Annotated in this window: 12 protein-coding genes; all 12 read left to right on the forward strand. The window is 72.0% G+C overall.

Translation table 11 applies throughout. The annotated features are described in order from the left end of the window. Positions 1 to 133 precede the first annotated feature (133 nt). The 12 genes from G4D86_RS23755 (at position 134) to G4D86_RS23810 (ending at position 14867) form a co-directional block, all read left to right on the forward strand. Positions 134 to 1534 carry a PEGA domain-containing protein gene (locus tag G4D86_RS23755; protein WP_163996277.1) on the forward strand — a complete coding sequence of 467 codons (1401 nt, stop codon included), beginning with the start codon at positions 134 to 136 and terminating at the stop codon, positions 1532 to 1534. Next, the gene (gluQRS, locus tag G4D86_RS23760) at positions 1531 to 2478 is read left to right on the forward strand and encodes a tRNA glutamyl-Q(34) synthetase GluQRS (RefSeq protein ID WP_163996278.1); all 948 of its coding nucleotides are present in this window, start codon (positions 1531 to 1533) and stop codon (positions 2476 to 2478) included. The genes G4D86_RS23755 and gluQRS overlap by 4 nt, the downstream gene beginning before the upstream one ends. Positions 2479 to 2611: 133 nt before the next feature. Continuing rightward, positions 2612 to 3550, forward strand: coding sequence for a hypothetical protein (locus G4D86_RS23765; protein WP_163996279.1), 939 nt, complete (start codon positions 2612 to 2614; stop codon positions 3548 to 3550). Positions 3551 to 3698: 148 nt separating this feature from the next. Further along, the gene (locus G4D86_RS23770) at positions 3699 to 5150 is read left to right on the forward strand and encodes a ferritin-like domain-containing protein (RefSeq protein WP_163996280.1); all 1452 of its coding nucleotides are present in this window, start codon (positions 3699 to 3701) and stop codon (positions 5148 to 5150) included. A 23-nt stretch (positions 5151 to 5173) separates the two neighbouring features. Next, entirely contained in the window at positions 5174 to 6604 is a 1431-nt protein-coding gene (locus G4D86_RS23775; RefSeq protein WP_163996281.1) for a hypothetical protein, read from the forward strand. Next, positions 6601 to 7467 (forward strand): hypothetical protein, encoded by an 867-nt coding sequence (locus tag G4D86_RS23780; protein ID WP_163996282.1) that lies wholly within the window; start codon positions 6601 to 6603, stop codon positions 7465 to 7467. The genes G4D86_RS23775 and G4D86_RS23780 overlap by 4 nt, the downstream gene beginning before the upstream one ends. Further along, the gene (locus G4D86_RS23785) at positions 7464 to 8828 is read left to right on the forward strand and encodes a radical SAM/SPASM domain-containing protein (RefSeq protein WP_163996283.1); all 1365 of its coding nucleotides are present in this window, start codon (positions 7464 to 7466) and stop codon (positions 8826 to 8828) included. Before G4D86_RS23780 ends, G4D86_RS23785 begins: the two co-directional genes overlap by 4 nt. After that, complete coding sequence (gene qhpG, locus G4D86_RS23790; protein WP_163996284.1) at positions 8825 to 10264, forward strand: flavin-dependent monooxygenase QhpG; 1440 nt, start codon at positions 8825 to 8827, stop codon at positions 10262 to 10264. Before G4D86_RS23785 ends, qhpG begins: the two co-directional genes overlap by 4 nt. Before the next feature lie 163 nt (positions 10265 to 10427). Then, complete coding sequence (locus tag G4D86_RS23795; protein ID WP_163996285.1) at positions 10428 to 12266, forward strand: patatin-like phospholipase family protein; 1839 nt, start codon at positions 10428 to 10430, stop codon at positions 12264 to 12266. Beyond that, positions 12257 to 13309 carry a hypothetical protein gene (locus G4D86_RS23800; protein WP_163996286.1) on the forward strand — a complete coding sequence of 351 codons (1053 nt, stop codon included), beginning with the start codon at positions 12257 to 12259 and terminating at the stop codon, positions 13307 to 13309. Before G4D86_RS23795 ends, G4D86_RS23800 begins: the two co-directional genes overlap by 10 nt. 47 nt (positions 13310 to 13356) lie before the next feature. After that, positions 13357 to 13992 carry an AgmX/PglI C-terminal domain-containing protein gene (locus G4D86_RS23805; protein WP_163996287.1) on the forward strand — a complete coding sequence of 212 codons (636 nt, stop codon included), beginning with the start codon at positions 13357 to 13359 and terminating at the stop codon, positions 13990 to 13992. 38 nt (positions 13993 to 14030) lie between these two features. Continuing rightward, positions 14031 to 14867 carry a GNAT family N-acetyltransferase gene (locus tag G4D86_RS23810; RefSeq protein WP_163996288.1) on the forward strand — a complete coding sequence of 279 codons (837 nt, stop codon included), beginning with the start codon at positions 14031 to 14033 and terminating at the stop codon, positions 14865 to 14867. Positions 14868 to 14877 lie beyond the last annotated feature (10 nt).

Consider the following 14877-nt stretch of genomic DNA (forward strand, 5'->3'; position numbering starts at 1 on the left):
TGAAAGGAACTCTCGGGGGGCTGCGGCGCAGCTTGCCAGGACGGGGACGTTCATGCCCTGGAGGCGGCCAGGCGGAGGTTGAGCTACCGCATTCCGTCTGGGTCCACCCCGTCGGGTATTGTCTTCTCCGACGATGACTCGAACCGCGCTCCTGCTCACCCTCATCCTCGGCGTCCTCCCCACCGCCTCGCGGTCGGCCGAGCCTCGGAAGGCACGGCCCCGTGACGTGAAGGTCGCCGTCCTCCCGTTCCAGGCCATCTCCGCCGACGTGCCCGCGCGCACCGGGCCTCGCGTCACGGCGCGCCTCGCCGCGGAGGTCCATGCCGCGGCGGGCCTCGCGCTCGCCGAGCTGCCCCGGGCGACCGAGGAGGCCCCGGGTGGGCCTGCGTCCGTGGCGCGTGCGGCAGGAGAGGCCATGGCCACGCCCGCCGTCGCGCGCGGGAACGCGCAGGGCGCCAAGGCCACGCCCGTGGTGGCTCGTGAGACAGCGAAGGAGGCCATCGCCACGCAACGCGACGCCGCGCAGGTCCCCGCCGCCGACCCCATCACCGTGGCGCGCGAGGCCGTGAAGGAGGCCACCGCCGCACGGGATGCCCGCGACTTCACCCGCGCGGAGGCCGCGCTGGGCCGCGCGCTGGACGCCTATGCCGCCGGGGCCGCGCAGCTCACGGAGGCCTCCGAGCTGGCCGACGCCTACGCCCTGCGCGCCGCCGTGCGCTACGCCACCGGTCGTGACACGGAAGCCGCCGCCAGTCTCACCCAGGCGCTCGCCCTCGCGCCCGACCGTCCCCTGCCGCTCGCCGCCACCTCCCCTCTCTTCGCGAAGACGGTGGAGCGTGTACGCGCCGCGCGGGAGTCCGGACCTCGCGGCGGCGTGCGCTTCGAGTCGGTTCCCTCCGGGCTCGCGGTGACACTCGACGGCAGGCCCGTGGGCGCCGCGCCCCTGCGTGTCACCGACGTGCCTCCCGGCGCGCACCTGTGGCGCTCGGTATTGCCCTCGGGCGATGCAGTCGGTGGTGTGGTGGAGGTGGCTCCGGACAAGCAGGCCGTGGTGCAGGTGCGCCCCTCCGGCACCGGCCCCGATGCGGCGCTCGCCCTGGCGCTCGCGAGCAATCGGCTGGACGCCGCCGCGCTCGAAGCGGCCTCGGCGCTGGGACGCGCCGCGGGCGCGGACCTCGTGGTGCTCGGTACGGTGGCGCGCACGGTGACGGGCCTCGCGGTGGACGCGTTCGTCCTCGCTCCCGGAGACACGACGCCGCGCCGCCTGGCTCGACTGTCGGTCGACACGGAGTTGCTGGAGGCCAGCGCACCGCTGCGCGAAGGCATCGCCGCTGTCGCCGCGCGCGGCGTGGAGGCCGGTGTGTCAGAGCCCCTGCCCGTGGTGCCCGCGCCCGGCGAGGCCTTCGCACCCCCGCCCTCGCAGGTGCCGTACCCCGTGAGCGAGAAGCACGCCCCGGAAGCGCCGAAGCCCACCGCTCCAGCACCTGACCGCAAGCCCCTGCAACCCATCCGCAAGCCACTGGTCCGTCCGTGAGTCCGTTCCGAGGCCGCTTCGCGCCCAGCCCCACGGGGCGCATGCACCTGGGCAACATCCGCAGCGCGCTGCTCGGGTGGCTCCAGGCGCGCGCCGCAGAAGGCCGCTTCCTCCTGCGCATCGAGGACCTGGACCGCGCTCGCTGCAAGCCGCAGCACGTGGATGACTTGATGCGCGACCTGGAGTGGCTCGGCCTCACCTGGGACGAGACACCCCTCTTCCAGAGCCAGCGCGACGACGTCTACCGCGACGCCCTCACGAAGCTGGAGCGAGACGGCCTCGTCTACCCGTGCTTCTGCACACGCGGAGAAATCGCCCGCGCCGCCAGTGCCCCGCACGGCCTCTCCGAGGAAGGCCCCCGCTACCCCGGCACCTGCGCGCACCTCACCGCCGCGCAGGCCACCGAGCGCGCCCGCACCCGTGCTCCCGCCTACCGCTTCCGCGCCCGCCCCGGCGAGGTGTGCTTCGAGGACGCGCTGCTCGGCCCGTACACCCAGGACGTAGACGCGGTGGTCGGCGACTTCGTGGTGCGCCGCAACGACGGCGTGGCCAGCTACCAGCTCGCGGTGGTGGTGGACGACGCGGCCACCGGCATCACCCACGTGCTGCGCGGAGACGACCTGCTGTCCTCCACGCCCCGCCAGCTCCAGCTCTACGCGGCGCTCGGCCTCCCCGCGCCGTCCTTCCTCCACGTCCCGCTGGTGCTCGGGGAAGACGGCAAGCGGCTCGCCAAGCGCGAGGGCGCCTTCGCCCTGGCGGAGCTGCGTGAGCGGGGCCTTCCTCCCGAGCGCGTCCTGGGCCTGCTCGCCGCATGGAGCGGGCTGGGCGAGGGCGACCCGGTGACGCTGGCGGAGTTGGTGAGCAGGTTCCGCCTCGAAGCGCTGCCTCGCACGCCCGTGGTGGCCCGCGAGGCGGTGCTCGTCGAAGCACTCGGCCTGCGCTGAGCTTCCACTCTCCCCTCCCCCCAGGACATCCAGACGACGGGTAAGCGTCCACCCCTTGTCACATGCCCATCTTTGCCTCGGACCCGAGCGTCCACCTCCCATGCGGGCGCTCCCTGAAGCAGGAGAGGCAACCATGGCAGCCATCGTGGAGAACGAAAGACCCGCCGTCGTTCCAGCCGTCGCGGGAGTTCCCTCCAAATTGAGCTGGAGCGCCATCTTCGGAGGCGCCTTCGTCGCGCTCGGCGTGTGGATACTCCTCTACTCGCTCGGCCTCGCGCTCGGACTGTCCGCGATGGACCCGAACGACCCGGGCAGCGCGAAGTCGGCGGGCATCGGCACCGGCATCTGGAGCCTCGTCGCGCCCCTCATCGCCCTCTTCTTCGGAGGCTTCGTGGCCGCGCGCACCGCGGGCGTGCTGGACAAGGGTGGCGGAGCGCTGCACGGCGCCGTGCTGTGGGGCCTGACGACGCTGGCGGGCACCATCCTCATGAGCATGGCCCTCTCATCGCTGATGGGCGCGGTGTTCAGCGTCGGCAAGACAGCGGTGGGCGCGGCGGGCACGGCCGTGGTGGGCGCCGCGACACAAGGGGGTGAGGCCGCGAAGGCCTTCGGACTGGACGCCAACGACGCGCTCGGCCCCGTCAACCAGCGGCTGGCCCAGGAGGGCAAGCCCGCCGTCACCGCCGACCAACTCCAGAACGCCACCAGCGACGTCCTCAGCACCGCGCTGCGCACGGGCCAGCTGGACCGGGAGGTGCTCGTCACCTCCATCGCGAACAACACGAAGCTGTCACGCCAGGATGCGGAGGACGTCGCAACGCGTGTTGAACAACAGTTCAATCAGACCAGAGGGCAAATCAAACAACAGGCAGGGCAGATTGGACAGCAGGTGCAGGAGGGCGCGCTCAAGGCCGCGGACACCACCGGCCGCGTCTTCTGGGGCATCTTCGGCGCACTGCTGCTCGGCCTCGTCTCCTCGGTACTCGGCGCCACGCTCGGCGTGAGCCGGCGCCAGCGCGTCCGGGCCGAAGGAGCCGTCGTGCCGGGCCCGCGCCGCGAAGTCTATCCATAGGCGTCCAACTCCAGACGCACGCCAATTCCAGGCACCCTCCCGCGCTGTGACATGGGTTGGGCAGACATCCCAAATTGACATCCGAAAATCAGGATGTTCTGGTTTGCCCGCCGCATCCACGATGTCGGGAGGGGACATGCGTTCACGGATGAGCAGGCATCTGGAGTCGCTGCTGCGATTCGAGCCGCAGCCGGCGGCGCTCCGGGCGCTGGAGCCGAAGGCCCGGGGCGTGAAGCCCTTCTTCCATACCGTCCCGGAGCTGCCTCCCGAGTTCAACTGGCACGACTACTCCGTCCTCCTGCTCCACATCGCCGCGGAGGTGGAGCACGCGCTGATGGCGCAGTACCTGTACGCCGCCTATTCGCTGGGCGGGCCGCTGGTCCCCTCGAAGCACCGCGACCGGGTGCGCCACTGGCAGGAAGTCATCCTGGGCATCGCCAAGGAGGAGATGGGGCACCTCATCACCGTGCAGAACGTGCTGCGGCTCATCGGCGCGCCGCTGAACCTGGACCGCGAGGACTACCCCTGGGGCAGCCAGTTCTACCCCTTCGACTTCACCCTGGAGCCGCTCACCAAGAACTCGCTGGCCCGCTACGTCTACGCGGAGATGCCGGCCGGCTGGGAGGGCGCGGAGGCAGAGGAGGTCAAGAAGCGCGCGCAGCAGGGCAACCCCTCGCCGCAGCAGCCGCTGCACCGCGTGGGCGTGCTGTATGACCGGATGCAACAGGTGCTCGCCAACCCCGAGTGGGTGAAGGACGCGGACTTCCAGGCGGCCACCACGACGTTCCAGGCCTCGTGGGACGAGTGGGGCCGGGGCTACATGCGCGGCGCGCGGGGGCAGTCCACGGGCGGGCCCCGACAGGCCACGCCGGACGTCATCGTCCAGCCCGTCAGCAACCGGGACGAGGCCGTCGCCGCGCTGGCCGCCGTCGGCATCCAGGGCGAGGCGCTCTTCTTCGACGAGGACGCGGACGAGAAGTCCCACTTCCGCCGCTTCCTCGACATCTACCGCGAGTTCCCCGACGGCGAGTGGACGCCCACGCGGCCGGTGCCCATCAACCCGAAGACGGAGATGGACCTCAACGCCAGCCGGGTGGTGCGCCTGTCCGCGGCGAAGGCCAAGGCGGCGCCGCCCGTCACCGTGAGCACCGTCATCTCCCATCCGGAGTCCGTCACCTGGGCCCACCTGTTCAACGTGCGCTACCGCATGCTGCTGATGTACCTCACGCACGCGTACCAGCTCGCCGGCGCCACGGGACAGGGGGACTCGCTCACCCCGCGCGGGCTGCTCATCAACCGCACCTTCGGTGAGATGTACAACGTGCGCGCCATCTCCAACATCCTGGTGGAGTCGCCGCTCGACGAGTCGGGCTCGGGCGCGGTGGCCGCGCCGCCCTTCGAGATGCCGTACACGCTGGACCTGCCGGACACGGAGCCGGACCGGTGGCGGCTGCACCGGGATTTGCTGGAGACGGCGCTGGAGCTCAACCACTCGCTGCAGCAGCGCTTCCCGGGCCGGCACGCCGACTACCTCCGGGCCCTGGAGGACCTGGACGGAGCGGCGCTGCAGAGCGCCCTTCGGATGATTCCAAAGCCCTGAGCCGCCTCACCGGAGGACCTGGCGTGACCATCAAGGAACTGCGAATCCTTCCCCCGCTGGCCATCGCGCGTCTCGGCGAGGCCCCGGACCCGCTGGACAACTACGAGCTGGAAGTCCCGGACGGGGACCCGCTCGGCTACCGGCGCCTGCGCGCCGCCCCCACCTTCCGCGTGGACCCGGCGACGGGCGCCATCTCCGAGGCCTTCCTCCCCACCGAAATCGCCTTCAAGTCCCCCGAGGGCCACATCCGCCCGGTGGCGCCCTTCCTGGAGGTCTGGGCCGTCACCGACAAGGACAGCCTGGTGCCGCTCACCGTGGCGCTGCTCGCCGAGCACGGGCTGCGGCCGTCGGACGTGAAGTGGGAGGTGCGGGTGGGCAACATCAAGATCTTCCGCCGCACGGGGAAGGAGCGGGACAAGATCATCGCCAGCACGGGGCGCTTCTCCGACCACGACGCCCACCCGCTGGACGGCCAGTGCCGCAACTTCCGCGAGGGCAAGGTGCTGCCCTTGGGCTCGGTGCGGTACATCCGCCCCACCGACGAGTTCCCGGAGATACGCCTGCGCTTCACCCCCGGGGCGGGCCACGTGTACGGCTCCAGCGCGGAGACACCGGGCTCCGACGGCAAGCCCGTCCCCGATGAGAATCTCCAGCCCGAGCGCATCCTCTACGACCCGGAGAAGGGCGACTGGACGCGCTACCAGGAGAGCTCCGGCCCCGAGCTGACGATGCCGGCTCAAATCTACGCGGGCTACTCCTCGGACAAGAAGGGCGGGTTCGACCCGAGCGGCGCGTACTGGAAGAGCCGCGGGTACTTCGACGACGAGTGCGACGGACTCGTCCACGTCCAGCTCAAGCTCAAGGGCGCCGCCGAGCCGCTGAAGGCCTTCGCGCGCATCGGCGCCGGGCCGCCGGCCTTCGCGCCGGACAGCTTCCCGGTGCGCACCGTGGCGGATGACCTGGACCAGGCGCTGAACGGGCCCCAGACGCGCGAGCGCGACGCCACGCCGGAGGCGGCCGAGGACATCGTCCGCCGCGCCTTCGAGACCATCCGGCTGATGAACACCGCGGTGATGAACGGCAACACGGTGAATGGTCAGGTGGACGTGGCCAGCACCATGGTGCGGCAGGACACCGCGGACACCGGCCGCCTCTTCGAGCCCATCATGGCCCCGTCGCTGGTGGACAACCTCACCATCAAGGCCCTGCACCAGAACGTCTTCACCGCGCTGCAGGGCGGGGCGGCGCCCTGGTTCTCGGACGTGCTGCGGCGCCACGACGAGGTGGGCGACTTGAGCAACAAGGGACGCCGGAAGATGCCGGCGATGATGCGCGGAGCGGACGGGCGCACCCTGGCGCTCACGCGCAGGCAGGTGGACACCGTCAGCAAGGCCGCGCGCAGGGCGCTGTTCAAGCAGGGCAAGCCGGGCCGGAGCGGAGGGGACACGGAATGAAGAAGCTCGACCCGAAGAACCTGTCCGCGCAGCTCCACTACCGCGCCGCCGGCAACCCGCCGGGCACCCTGCCCTCGTCCGCCATCTCCAACTGCTTCCCCGGGCTGGAGTTCGACTTCCGCAACGTGTGGCGCCGCATCTTCGTCGGCATCGAAATGCACGAGGCGGACAACTACGTGATGAAGGTGGACAGGGGCCTGGAGCACCTGCTCCACCGCCGGCTGCTGCGCGTGGACGGCCACCCGCTGGTGGTGCCCGTCATGGGCCCGCAGCGCCCCGGCTCCGCGCCCATCCAGCTCACCAACTCGGCCAACCCGGATGGCATCACCTTCATGGAGTGGTCCAACGCCCTGGCGGAGGTGCTGCACGCCAAGGCGGGCAAGAAGGTCCGCTGCGAGTTCACCAAGGAGGAGTCTCCCCTCCCCGCCGGCATTCCCACGGACAAGAAGAAGCTCGTCGTGGCGGACCTGGAGGTGCGGCACTTCTTCGCCCGGGGCCCGCAGGGACAGCTCGCCGTCATCGCCGAGGAACTGGCGCAGCCCGGCGAGCTGACGCAGGGGCTGTGCTCGCCCTGGCAGAACGACTACCGCGAGTGCGCTTGCTACTACTGGGCCGCCAGCCGCCCGGACTACGTGAGCGTGGAGCAGGGCCCGCAGGGCACCAGCATCGGCATCAACTGGATGCAGAAGGAGCGCGGCCCCGAGGTGCCTCAGCAGTACATCCTCGACAACCGCTCGGACTCGCGGCTGGTCTCCTACGACGACCTCTTCCGTCACTGGCAGGAGTCGCTGCACTTCCAGATTGAGGGCCGCGACAGTGTCTCGGTGCCCCTGCCGGAGGGAGACGGGGAGCCTCCGGCATGAGCGGCCCGGACGCGGCTCAGGCACGAAGGCTCTTCGCGCTGTCCCTACCCCATGTCCCGGACGTGCACCTCTACCAGACGCAGGTGGGCCAGCACCTGCTGGTGGTGAATGGCAGCCGCCTGTTCGACGTGGATGCCGAGGCGTCCGACGCGCTGGACCGCGCGCGGCGGGACCATGACGGAGCAGAGGTGCGGCGGCTGCTGGAGGCGCTGGGCGTCTCGGAAGCGCCGTTCATCGACGACACGCCCGTGCAGTCTCCTCCGGTGCGGGCGCTGTCGCTGGCGGTGGCGCAGAAGTGCAACCTGGGCTGCACGTACTGCTATGCGCAGCAGGGCGACTTCGGCGGCCCGGCGCGCAACATGCCGCTGCAGACGGCGCTGGACGCGGTGGACCTGCTGCTGCGCGATGCCGGCCGGGGCGAGCGGGTGAACCTGTCGTTCCTCGGCGGCGAGCCCCTCTTCAACCGGGCCGTCATCCGCGCCGCGACGGAGCGGGCCGTGGAGGGCGCGCGGGCGAAGGGCGTCTCGCTGACGCTGTCGCTCACCACCAACGGCACGCTCCTGACCGAGGACGACGCCGCCTTCTTGGAGGAGCACGGCTTCGCGGTGACGGTGAGCCTGGACGGACTCCAGGAGACGCATGACCGGCTGCGCGCCTTCAAGGGCGGCCAGGGCAGCTTCGCGAAGGTGATGGCCCACGTAGCGCCGCTGCTGGCCCGCCAGCGCCAGATGCAGGTCACCGCGCGCGTCACCGTCACGCCGCGCAACCTGGAGCTGCGCCAGACGCTGGACGCCTTCGTGGAGCAGGGGTTCCACGCCGTCGGCTTCTCTCCAATGCTCAGCTCGCCCACGGGCCGCGACGAGATGGGGCACGCGGAGCTGGAGCTGATGCTCGAGCAGATGGTGGACTGCGGCCAGGAGTTCGAGCGGCGGCTCATCGCCGGGCGGCGCTACCCGTTCTCCAACATGGTCAACGCCATGCGCGAGCTGCACAAGGGCACCCACCGGCCCTACCCGTGCGGCGCGGGCGCGGGCTACCTCGGCGTCTCCGCCAGCGGCGAGCTGGCCGCGTGCCACCGCTTCGTCGGGGACGAGGAGGGCGCCATGGGTGACCTCGTCACCGGCGTGGACCGTGAGCGTCAGGCCCGCTGGCTCACGGAGCGTCACGTGCACCGCCAGGAGCCGTGCCGCTCCTGCTGGGCGCGCTACCTGTGCGGCGGCGGCTGCCACCACGAGGTCATCCAGCGGGGGCGGCCGGCCTGCGACTACATCCGGGGCTGGCTGCACTACTGCCTGGAGGCGTACAGCCGGCTCTCCCAGGCTCGGCCCGACTACTTCGGCCTGCCTCCGGCGAGCGGATGAGCGGGTTGGACGCGGGGCCGCGCACCGAGGTCTGCGTCGTCGGCGGAGGGTCCGCGGGCTCCGCGCTGGCGCTGCGGCTCGCGCGCATGGGCCATGAGGTGTGCCTCGTGGAGCGCCACGCCTTCCCCCGGCCCCAGGTGGGCGAGGCCCTGACGCCGGGCGTGTGGCCGCAGCTCGAGGTGCTAGGTGTGGCGGACGCCGTCCGGAGCGCGGGCTTCCTTCCCGCGCGGGAGGCGCTCGTGCGCTGGGAGGACGCCACCGCGCGGCCCGTGCGCATGGGCGCGGACGGGCTGCTGGTGGACCGGGGGCGCTTCGATGCGCTGCTGCTCGCCGCGGCGGCCAACGCAGGAGTGCGGGTGCTCCAGCCCGCCACGGCCCGGCGCCCCGTGCGGACGGCGGAGGGCTGGGTGGTGCCCCTCCTCCATGATGGACGGGAAACGCGCCTCCGAGCGCGGTTCCTCGCGGACGCGGGCGGGCGCGGTGGCTGCCTGGGAGGACGGAAGGTGCCCGTCTCCGTATCCACCCTGGCGCTCCACGGGTACTGGCGCGGAGAGCAACGCCAGGGCCCGGAGACGCGCGTGGTGGCGGGGGCGGAGGGCTGGTACTGGGGCGCGCACCTGCCGGATGGCACCTTCAGCGCCATGGCCTTCGTGGACCCGGCGCTGCTGCGCGAGCGGAGCGTCGGACGGCGTTCGCTGGAGCTGCTCTACCGGGCGCTGATGGAAGGCTCGGGGCTGCTGGAGGCGTGGACGGCGCCCCGCCTCGTCGGCGCCGTGCACGCCCGCGATGCGACGTGCTACCGCGACGAGGTGCCCATCGAGGAGGACTGCATCAAGGTGGGCGAGGCCAGTTTCTCCATCGACCCGCTCTCCTCCTCGGGCGTGCAGAAGGCCTTGCAGACCGCGCTGAGCGGCGCCGTGGCCGTGCATACATTGCTCGTCCGGCCCGACAGCGCGGCCGCCGCGCTGCGCTTCTACCGGGAGGACCAGCGCGACTCGGTGGCGCGACACGCGGCCTGGGCGGCCGGGTACTACGGCGAGCATCGCGCCCACGCGGACCGGCCCTTCTGGAAGCGCCGCGCCGCACGCGGCCCCATGCCGTCGCCCCCGGAGCCCCCACCGCTGCCGGAGGACGCGCTGGCCCACCGCCGCTGGCGCCTGGCGAGCGACGCCATCCTGGTGGACACGCCGTGCATCGTCGGCGACGTCATCGAGCTGCGCGGGGCGCTGAGCCATCCACGGCTCGCGCGGCCCGTGGCCTGGCTGGACGGCGTCGAGCTGGCCTCCCTCGTGGAGAGCCTCCGCGAGGGACTCACGCTCCCGCAGCTGGCGGAGGCCTGGGCACGGCGGGTGCCGTGGCGCCAGGGCGTCGGCATCCTCGGCTGGCTCTACCGGCAGGGACTCCTCACCGAAGTCACTCCGAGCGGCTCCCCTTGAGCGGGCGTGTGTCGACGCCGGACAGGAGGCATGGGGTTTTGCGCAACCAGGACAGGGCCATGCGCTAACGTCACGCAAAGCTGATGCGGCGAAGGGGCCGCCGGACCCGGCCGCCACGCGCCCGGGCCACGTCCCCTCCCTAAAGACTCCCGACGGGGGACCCATGACCCGCAGCACCACCTCCCTGCTGTTCCTGACCGCGCTCGCCACGCTCGTGAGCGGCTGCTTCCTGCGCACGGACTACCTGCTGAGCGAGCTGAACAAGCCCTCGGAGCCCAAGTCCGCGCCGCTGCCCATTCCCGCCCGCGAGCGCGCGGCGCGACTGACGCGCTCGCACCTCGTGGACGCGTACGTGGACCCGCGCGAGGTGGCCCGCTGGATGTCGGCGATGGGCGGCTCGCCGCAGGTCATCCTCGACCAGGTGGAGTGCCTCCGGAAGACCTCCGGCGGCACCAACCAGGCCTGCTTCCAGACCTTCATGGAGAAGGCCGTGTCGGCGCCGCTCTGGGGACTGCCGCCGCCTCCGAAGTCGGTGGACCCCATCAACCCGGCCGCCGCGGAGGTGGACGCGGCGCGCTTCCTCGGCAATGCGCTGGGCATCGCCCAGTCGCTGGTGTCCCTGCAGGACTCGCTGCAGGACCCGGTGAGCCCGAACGAGCTCGGCCGCGGCATCCGCGAGGGCGCCGAGTCCGCCGCGCAGTACATCAGCGCCCGCCGCTGGAGCCGCAAGCTGGGACGCCCGTCCAACGCCGTCGTCCTCAGCGGCGGCGGTGCCAATGGCGCCTTCAGCGCCGGCATCATGTGGCGGCTGCTCGGCATCCTCGAGCAGTGCCGCGGCAAGCCCGCGCCCGAGGGCTGCGGGGATGCCCGCATCGACCTGGCCGCCGGCACCAGCACCGGCGCGCTCATCAGCACCCTCGTGGACCTGTTCCACACGCCCGGCCAGGAGGCGAAGGCCCGGCAGATGCTGCTCGACAACTACACCTGCTCGGTGGAGTCGGACCTGTACTGCGTCAACTCCACCTGGATATGGAAGATTGCCTCGGACCTGCGCGGCCTCGTCCGCTTCGACGGCGTCCAGAACAAGCTGCGCAACGCCGTCACCCCCGCGCAGCTCACCAACGACACGGAGTTGGTGACGGTCTCCGTGGACTTCAACACCGGTGACGTCTACGGCATCAGCGACCAGGACCCGCAGGACATCGACCCGAAGGCGTCCGAGCAGCAGCGCGTGGAGGGAGTCATCAACGCCGCGGTGGCCTCCATCGTCGAGCCCGTCCTCGCCGAGCCGGTGCCGTGGCTGCCCTCCAACACCGGTCGCTTCCGGGGGACGTTCCTCGACGGCGGCGTGCGCTCCGGCCTGCCGCTGCTCCAGGCCGTCCAGCGCGGCGCCGAGCGCGTGCTCATCATCTCCACCGGCGGCCTCCAGGCGGAGACGGCCAACGCCCCGCCCCATGCCGTCAGCACGCTGATGCGCACCATCGACCTGTTCGTCACGCAGCCGCGCGTGGGCGAGGTGCAGCAGGGCGAGCTGGCCGCCATCGGCCGGCGCTTCGCCGAGTACAACGTCTGCGAGGAGCGACTGGCGGACGTGGACAACGAGGGAAACATCGGCCCGTTCTGCCGCCGCACCGGCCCGGGCTTCGTCCCGAAGGAGCCCGTCGCGCTCCAGGCGGCCACCAGCATGTGGCTGGGCTCCGCGCGCTTCGACCAGGTGGCTTCGAGCTGGCGCTCGGCGTGGATGTTCCGCCCGGAGTCCCAGCTGCAGACGGCCAGCGGCTACTCGTTCGCCCCGGCGGTCATGCGGCCGCTCTTCCAGGACGGCGTGAAGACCTTCCAGCAACGGTGCACGGAGGTGCTGCGCCTCTTCGACATCCGCGGAGACATCGCGAAGCGCGAGTGCGAGAAGCCCGTGGACGCGGCGGTGGCCGAGGCCGAGGCGCAGTTCTCCCCGGTGGGCCAGTGCACGGACAAGAAGCCGGAGCAGCGCGATTGCGACTGACGTCCGAGCAGATGCGGCGCGTGGTCCACGCCATCTCCATTGGCACGGACCCGACCCCGCCGCCCATGGCCCGGATGGCCATCCGCTCCGCGCGGCCCGAGGTGACGGCCCCCATCCTCGCGAAGGAGCACGCGCGCTGGTGGACCGCGCCCAACGTGGTGGGCCTGTGCTTCGCGCCCAAGCTGAAGCGCGGGCGCGTGGACGACCTGGCGCTCCAGGTGCTGGTGCGCCTCAAGCGCCCGAAGAGCAAGGTGGCGGCGAGCCGCCGCATCCCCGACTCGGTGAGTGTAGAGGGCCTGGGGCTGCGCGGCCGTGTGCCCACCGACGTGCGCGAGGTGGGCGCGCCGTGGCTGGAGTCGCTCATCAGCAACGACCGCCCGGTGCTGCCGGGCTTCAGCATCAGCCACCGGCGGGGCGGCTCCGGCACGCTGGGGTGCGTGGTGCGCTCCACGGACACGGACGAACTGCTGGGCCTGTCCTGCGCGCACGTCATCGGCAACTACGGCCGCGGCGTCCCCGGGGACCGCGTGCTCGTCCCATCGCAGGAGGAGGCGAGAGACCATGGAGGCCTCGCGGCCGCCCGGTTCGGCACGCTCGTGCGCATGGGGCCGCTCGTCCCCGGCCGGGAGCAGGCCGCCACCAACGTGGACGCGGCGACGGTGCGCCCGGACAGACCCGGTCTGCTCGGCACGTCCATCGCCGTGCTGGACCTGACGCCCATCCGAATCAGGGATGACGTCCCCCTGGAGCTGCCGGTGCGGCTGGTGGGCGCCACCAGTGAGAAGGTGTCCGGCACCATCGCGGCGCTGCACCTCACCATCGGCCTGCCCTACCCCACGGGGGACGGCGGCGAGCAGGTGCTCTGGTTCGCGGACCAGCTCGGCGTCACGCCCTGCACCCACCCGGGAGACTCGGGGGCGCTCGTGGTGGACGAAGCGGGCGCGGCGGTGGGCCTCCACCAGGCGGGCGCCGAGGGCCTGAGCGTGTGCACGCCCATCCGCCGCGTGCTCGACAGCGTCGGGTGCACCCTGACGGTGGAGTGAGACTTATCCTTCCGGTGGGCGCCCTTCCCGGGCCCCCGCGTGAGCGCATGGCCAACCCTTCCGTCATCCGCTGGGCCGTCATCCCCCTGGTGAGCCTGGGCATCCTGGTGCTCGCCGCCGCGCTGTCGTTCTGGCTCACCCGGCCCGTGGAGCCCCGCCCCGAGCCGGCCTCGCCGCCCTCCGTCGAGGCCGAGCGCCCTCCCGACCCCTCGATTCCCCCCATCGAGCCCCCCGCCGTCGTCCCGCCCCCGCCCTTCCCCTCCCACCCGAGCCAGCTCCCGACGACGACGGCCCCCGCTCCGGAGACGCCCGAGGCACCCGGCACGCGGCGCGTGGTGGAGGTCGAACCCGTCATCGAGGCCACCACCGGGCGCATCAGCCCCGACGACGTCCGCGCCGCCATCCGGGCCGTGACTCCGCTCGTGCAGCAATGTTTCGAGGACGCAGCACAGCGAAACCGGGGCCCACAGACGGTGCGGCTGCGCTTCACGGTAGAGGGGAAAGAGGCGGAGGGGCAGATGACGGGAGGGGAATTGCTGGCGAGCACCATTCCGGACCCGATGGTGCAGGCGTGTGTGCTGGACTCGCTCCTGGACGCCCGGTTTCCCGCCCCGCCGGGTGGGGGGAAGGCAACGGTCGTCTACCCCTTCGAGTTCCGCGTACTGGGGGAGGCTGGCCGGTAGGGCCGGGTTTTGCGTAAGGTGGCGCTCCCCCACCCTTCATGCCTGTCACCGTCGAACAGCTTGGGACCCAGGACGCGGAAGCCCTGCGGGCGCTGCTTTCGAAGGACCCGGTCCACAACCTCTACCTGCTGGGGTTGCTGGAGGAGTTCGGCATCGCCCCGCGCGGGCGGGTGCCCTTCGCCTTCTACGGGCGCTTCGACAACCAGGTCCTCACCGCCGCCGTCTTCGTAGGTGGCGAGGGCGGGCTGGTGGTGCCCAGCGCGAGCGACGCCAGCGCCACCAGCGTCATCGCGGACGCGCTGGCCTCGTCGCTGAAGCTGCGCGGCACGGTGGGGGACAAGTCCGCGGTGGACGCGCTGGTGCGCAGCCTGTGCCAGGGCAAGCCGCGCCTGTCGCGCACGCAGCGGCTGTTCAGCGTGTCCGCGGATGATTTGGGCCCCTTCACCAACCCGCTGCTGCGGCTGGCGCGCGAGGAGGACCTGCCCCGGCTGTTGCCCCTGGCCCAGGGCTTCGTGCGCGAGGCCCTGGAGCGAGACCCGCTGGCGGAGGACCCGCGCGGCTACGAGGCCCGCGTCATCCAGCGCGTGCGCCAGCGCCGCACGTACGTGCTGGAGGAGGCGGGCGGGCTGGTGTTCAAGGTCGACATCGGCAGCCGCTCCCAGTACGGCGCGGAGCTGGAGGGGCTCTACACGCTGCCGGCCGAGCGGAAGAAGGGCCACGCCACGCTGTGCCTGGGCCAGATTTCCCGGCACCTGCTGTCCTCGCTGCCGCGGCTGACGATGCGCATCGACGAGCGCGACGAGAGCTCCGCCCGCATCGCCCGCAAGGTCGGCTACCTGGCCGGCCGCACCCAGCGGCTCGTCCTGGTCGACTAGCCCCGGCTGC

Origin of the sequence: Pyxidicoccus caerfyrddinensis (assembly GCF_010894405.1) — a bacterium.
Lineage (GTDB): Bacteria > Myxococcota > Myxococcia > Myxococcales > Myxococcaceae > Myxococcus > Myxococcus caerfyrddinensis.

What these genes read in the sequence shown, in the direction of transcription:
- G4D86_RS23755 (WP_163996277.1), top strand. Translation starts at nt 134, where the DNA reads ATGACTCGAACCGCGCTCCTGCTCACCCTCATCCTCGGCGTCCTCCCC.
- G4D86_RS23765 (WP_163996279.1), top strand. Translation starts at nt 2,612, where the DNA reads ATGGCAGCCATCGTGGAGAACGAAAGACCCGCCGTCGTTCCAGCCGTC.
- G4D86_RS23770 (WP_163996280.1), top strand. Translation starts at nt 3,699, where the DNA reads ATGAGCAGGCATCTGGAGTCGCTGCTGCGATTCGAGCCGCAGCCGGCG.
- G4D86_RS23780 (WP_163996282.1), top strand. Translation starts at nt 6,601, where the DNA reads ATGAAGAAGCTCGACCCGAAGAACCTGTCCGCGCAGCTCCACTACCGC.
- G4D86_RS23785 (WP_163996283.1), top strand. Translation starts at nt 7,464, where the DNA reads ATGAGCGGCCCGGACGCGGCTCAGGCACGAAGGCTCTTCGCGCTGTCC.
- qhpG (WP_163996284.1), top strand. Translation starts at nt 8,825, where the DNA reads ATGAGCGGGTTGGACGCGGGGCCGCGCACCGAGGTCTGCGTCGTCGGC.
- G4D86_RS23795 (WP_163996285.1), top strand. Translation starts at nt 10,428, where the DNA reads ATGACCCGCAGCACCACCTCCCTGCTGTTCCTGACCGCGCTCGCCACG.
- G4D86_RS23805 (WP_163996287.1), top strand. Translation starts at nt 13,357, where the DNA reads ATGGCCAACCCTTCCGTCATCCGCTGGGCCGTCATCCCCCTGGTGAGC.
- G4D86_RS23810 (WP_163996288.1), top strand. Translation starts at nt 14,031, where the DNA reads ATGCCTGTCACCGTCGAACAGCTTGGGACCCAGGACGCGGAAGCCCTG.